At 65.6% G+C, this 4,839-nt stretch carries 5 protein-coding genes; all 5 read left to right on the forward strand.

What is annotated here, in order from left to right:
* Positions 1 to 244: 244 nt before the first annotated feature.
* The 5 genes from ACFC0D_RS38055 (at position 245) to ACFC0D_RS38075 (ending at position 4,707) form a co-directional block, all read left to right on the forward strand.
* The gene (locus tag ACFC0D_RS38055) at positions 245 to 466 is read left to right on the forward strand and encodes a hypothetical protein (protein WP_376446575.1); all 222 of its coding nucleotides are present in this window, start codon (positions 245 to 247) and stop codon (positions 464 to 466) included.
* A gap of 46 nt (positions 467 to 512) precedes the next feature.
* Positions 513 to 866 (forward strand): DUF4333 domain-containing protein, encoded by a 354-nt coding sequence (locus tag ACFC0D_RS38060; protein ID WP_376446577.1) that lies wholly within the window; start codon positions 513 to 515, stop codon positions 864 to 866.
* Positions 867 to 1,073: 207 nt separating this feature from the next.
* Entirely contained in the window at positions 1,074 to 1,232 is a 159-nt protein-coding gene (locus ACFC0D_RS38065) for a hypothetical protein (RefSeq protein ID WP_376446580.1), read from the forward strand.
* Positions 1,233 to 1,990: 758 nt separating this feature from the next.
* On the forward strand, positions 1,991 to 2,395 hold the full coding sequence (locus ACFC0D_RS38070; protein ID WP_376446582.1) for a hypothetical protein: 405 nt from the start codon (positions 1,991 to 1,993) through the stop codon (positions 2,393 to 2,395).
* Positions 2,396 to 2,874: 479 nt separating this feature from the next.
* Positions 2,875 to 4,707, forward strand: coding sequence for a hypothetical protein (locus tag ACFC0D_RS38075; protein WP_376446585.1), 1,833 nt, complete (start codon positions 2,875 to 2,877; stop codon positions 4,705 to 4,707).
* Positions 4,708 to 4,839 lie beyond the last annotated feature (132 nt).

The raw sequence follows: 4,839 nt of genomic DNA on the forward strand, positions 1-4,839 counted from the left end.
GGGAGGACCACGTCATGGTCCAGTACGTCGTAACGAGCTTCTACGTGGTCTTCATCGAACTCGACATCTACGACGCGTCACGTGGCTTCAACGAGATGTAGTCGGCCACGAGACGGCACCGATCACCGATCGGGGCCGTCTCTCGGGTCGGGTGCCGCCGAGCGGGGCACCGGCTTCAGCACATCACCAGCTGAGCACGTTCGTCCGTACACAGTTGGGTACGTTCACGTGTACGCGGACAACCGTGGGTGACGTGGTGCGGCACACGCTCGCCGAGGCGGCGGCCAGGTCGGCCGCGGACCACCGGTCTGAGCGTCAGCGCCTCGAAGTGGTGGTGACATCCGTGGTGGAGAAGCGTCTGGGCGCGCTGTCTGTCTCTGACGAGTTTCTGCGCCGGCTGGATGTAGCCGGGATCGTCGATGAACTGTGTCCCGGCGATGCGACTGCGCGCCTGACGCACCAGTAGGCTTCCGGCCTCTTCTCATTTTGATCATCCGGAATGGAGCCTCATCATGACCATAGCCCGCTTGTCCGCAGCAACTTGGAGCCTCTCGGCCGTAGCCGTCGGCGTGCTGCTCGTCGGCTGCTCGGGCTCCGTCAGCGTTGGAAACTCCGAGAAAACACTGTCCAAGGCCAAGCTGGCCACCACAGTCGCCGAAAAGCTGGCCGCCACAACGGGCCAGCCGACGCCAGACGTCGCCTGTCCCGAGGACCTCGTCGGGAAGGTGGGCAACACCACCCGTTGCACGCTCACAGCGGGCGACGGCAGCACTTTGGGCGTGTCGGTCACCGTTTCCTCTGTCGTTGGAGACCAGATCAACTTCGACATCAAGGCCGACGACACAGCTTCCCCGGCTGCGAACTGACAACTGGGCCTTTCCGGCCTTCCCCTCGCAAGCGCAGATCGTTTACGCCTGATCACGGGCGAGGCGCGGAGCACGCTGCGTCCGTTCTTCGTCGGTGGCTGTTTCGGGTGGAGTCGGGTCCGGCCGTGTCCGGTCCGGGGTGGATGTCTTGACCGGGGCGTGAAGAAGCCTTCTCGGTCCCCGCGGCTGCGAACGGTGCGCCCGCGCATGGAATGTGTGGTCACCTCCGCGGTGAAGAAGCGTCTGGGTGCTCTGCCTGTCGCTGCCGAGGATCTGCGCCGCCTGGATGCGGCCGGGACCGTCGACCGGCTGTGCCCGGGCGGTGGCATCGCCCATGTGACGCACGGGCCCGGCCAGGTCGAGTAGTTGGTGCCTCGTCGCGGGTGGCAGTGCGGGGTTTGCTGCGGCGCCCCGGGCGGAGCCTGGGAGGGTGAGCCTGCGTAGGAGTCCTCGTACGGCAGTCTCGGGTCTCCCAACGCCGAGCAGCCGACGTCCGGGTCGTCGATCAGTTGCATGACGAGGTCTGGGCCCGTCCAGATCGGCGAGGGCGGCGTGCCGCAGCCGTGGGTTGGGGTGGTCGGCGTAGCGGGAGAGGCCTGGTTTGACGAAGTTCGGGTGGAAGCGCAGACCGCTCCAGGTCAGGCCGTGCCAGTGGGCGTACATCTCCACTACGAGTTCGTGCGGTGCTTTGTCGCCGTACTGGCACAGGGTGAGTTTGACGAAGAAGTCCTCGTCGCCGGTCAGGCTGTCCACCACATCAGGGCTGCGCTCGGTCATGCCGATCGCAGACCGGAGGGCGAGGGGGTCGTCTCCGGTCTCGGGCCGTCGTGATCACGGCGGCGGTGAGTATGCCCTCGCGGGGCAGGACGTCCGGAGTGACTTGACCTGGAGAACTGGGCACGGGCCATCACCAGGCGTACTTGCGTGTCGGCTCTGTCAGAGTGCTGAATTGAACGCTGTTGTGGAGCTGCTCCTCGACGGGTCCGGCAGAAGTCGCCTGAGCCGCGTCGCAGCATGAGTGGACCTCACGTCGATCACGGCCAAGGGAACCCGGTTCTTCTGCGGGCGGACGTCAGCTCGACGGCCCTCTTTCGTTGCTCTTCCATGCAGGTCATTCTGGTGGAATGACCTGGCGCGTGTGGGCATGGATCGGCGGAATCGTCTGGATCGTTTCGCTCGGCTTGCTGATCGGATATCTGGCGGTCGTTGGCCTGGACCGCGCGGACAAGATCTCCAGCGTACTTGCGCTGTGTCTCGCTGTGGTGGGGCTGGCCCTGCAACTGGTCTCGATCGTCTTGGCGCGTCGCTCGGTGGCCGACGCTGCACCGGAGACGAAGGTCGTGGGCGGCTCTGTGGTTTTGGTGCGTGCTGTGCGGGGGCGATCCAGACTTCGGCTGCACCGTCCTGGTGGTTCTTCGGGCCTTTTCAGCCGCCCAGGAGCTGCTGGGCAGCCGGCCCGCCAGACCTTCATCCGTGGGAACGAGGTGCGGATCGAGGACGTCGGCTCATCGGATGTGGAGGAGCGATGAGCCGGCACTGGAGCGGCTGGATGGGCCGTCCGGGGCAGCAGGTCACGGTTCACGGATCCGTCACTGTCGTTGAGAACGTCGGCAGCTCCGTCGTCCAGAACTTCCAACAACCGCCCACCTACCATCTTGAGCATGCGGTACCGGTCAGTCGTGTTTTCTCCGTCGACGCGGCTCGAAGACAGCCCTGCTTGTTGCTGAACGCGCAGCAGCAGCGGATCGATTTCGTAGGCCGCACTGCCGAACTGCAACGCCTGCGCGACTGGTGCGGGTCGAACGACCCGGCGTCGGTCCTGCTCTTGCATGGACAAGGTGGCCAGGGGAAGTCACGGCTCGCCGCGCAGTTCACTGAGGAGAGTCGGCGCGAGGGATGGACTGTTCTCCAGGTGCGTCACGGCGCCGATCGCGCGTCCACGGCACCAGCTGTGGACTCCCCGCCGGATCCCGTCGCGTCGCCCCGATCCAAAGGCCTACTGTGTGTAGTGGACTACGCCGAACGCTGGCCTCGACAGGACCTCATCGGTTTTTTGAACGACTGCACAAGTCAAGCAGAGGACCTGGTCCGGGTCCTCCTGATCGCTCGACCGGCAAGCGGATGGTGGCAGAGCGCGCGTCAGCACATAAGGAATCTCGGCATCCCAGACGATCGGATGCACCTGTTGCCGCTCACTGCGGAGATCGACCGGCAGTCCCTTTTCCACCATGCATGGGGACACTTCGCGGACGCCCTAGGAGTTTCCGTGGTCAGGAACTCCGGACGGGGGATGGATCTGAGCGGAGTGGGGTTCTCTACGGTCCTTTCAGTCCACATGGCGGCACTGGGGGAGGTGGACGCCACCCGACTGGGCAGGCAAGCTCCCCGGAGCAGGTCAGACATCTCCGAGTACCTTCTCGGCCGCGAGTACGAGCACTGGGAAAAGCTGCAGGCGGGCGGGCGGGTCAGAATCCCGCCGACGGCGTTCGCGCAGACGGTGTACACCGCGACCCTGACGGGCGCGCTCTCCTACGAAGACGGGATCCGCGTGCTGGCTCGCGCGGCCGTCGAATCGAACGAGCATCACGGCCAGATCCTCAAGGACCACTCGCTGGCCTATCCCTCAGCGAGGCCGAGTACGGTCCTCGAGCCCCTGTACCCCGACCTGCTCGGCGAGGACTTCATCGCTCTCCTCCTCCCGGACACCGCCTCAGAGAGCTCCCTGCTCGCCGACAGCTGGGCGATCAACGCCCCCGACCGGCTGTTGCTCGGCAGAGACAACTCGTCCGGGCTCGATTCCGCGCCGTGGACCCGACGCACGCTGATCACCCTTATTGAGACCGCGCAGCACTGGCAGCACGTGGCCTCGATTCACCTCGAGCCCCTGCTCACCTCACATCCCGAGCTTGTCCACCAGGCGGGTTCCGCAGCGCTGACCGCCCTCATCCGCATTCCGTCGCTCCCGCTCGAGGTCCTTGACGCCTTCGAGAAGAAGCTGCCGTTCCGCGACGCGGAAGTCGATGCAGCGTCTGCAGAGCTTGCTTGCCATCTCGCTCCGTACCGTCTGGCCCAAGCCGACGACGTCACCCGCGCGAGCATCCATGCCGGGCTCGCCATGCGCCTGGAGAACGCGGGCCGCTTCGACGAGGCCGTCGAAGCCATCGACAAGGCCCTCCCCCTCCAGGAGGAGCTGGCCCGGAACGATCCCGCACACCTCCCGCAGCTCGCGAGGTACCTGGACTGGGCCGGAATCATGTACTCCCGGACCGGGCAGGAAGATCGAGCCCTTGCCGCGACCCGGCGCGCGATCGACCACTACAGGACCCTTGTCGCTGCGGGCGGCACGTCTTTCCAGCGCCAGCTGGGGTACGCCCTGGCCAATCTCGGAGCCCGAAGCATCGCACCGGAGGAAAGGCTCTCCGCTACCCAGGATGCGGTGGACATCGGGCGAAAACTCACGGGGGACGATCCAACCCTCGACGATGTGGAACTCTCCGGATCCCTGGAGAACCTCGGACTTGCTCTGCGCGATCTCGGACGACACGAGGAAGCCTTGATGGCACTGAGGGAGTCGGCCTCGATCCGCCGTCGGCAGGCGGAGCGCAGGTTTGGCTACTACGCGCCGTATCTCCACCCGGCGTTGACGGCTCTCGCCGAGCAGCTCACCGCCATGGGGCATGCGGTCGAGGCGCGGGAGACGATACGAGAGAACATCACCGTGCTCACCGCGCTTGCCCATTCCAACCCTGTGGCCTTCGATCGTCATCTCGCGGCGGCGGAGGAGGCTCTTCGGTCCATGGAGCGCGCCGGCCGGCCGTCGACGGACGAGGCTCTGCCCTAAAGCGTGTTGCGGAAGGCTGTGATCTGGGCATTTCCCTTGTATGCGTGGGGTGTTGATTCCTAATGCCGTTTGTCAAGCCGCGAGGGCGGTAGGTGGCGTGAGTTCGTAGCAGCGTTCGTCGCGGAGGAGGGC

Origin of the sequence: Streptomyces sp. NPDC056222 (assembly GCF_042264065.1) — a bacterium.
Lineage (GTDB): Bacteria > Actinomycetota > Actinomycetes > Streptomycetales > Streptomycetaceae > Streptomyces.

Excerpts from the sequence above, each read along its gene's own strand:
- ACFC0D_RS38060 (WP_376446577.1), top strand. The coding sequence starts at position 513 with ATGACCATAGCCCGCTTGTCCGCAGCAACTTGGAGCCTCTCGGCCGTA.
- ACFC0D_RS38065 (WP_376446580.1), top strand. The coding sequence starts at position 1,074 with ATGGAATGTGTGGTCACCTCCGCGGTGAAGAAGCGTCTGGGTGCTCTG.
- ACFC0D_RS38070 (WP_376446582.1), top strand. The coding sequence starts at position 1,991 with ATGACCTGGCGCGTGTGGGCATGGATCGGCGGAATCGTCTGGATCGTT.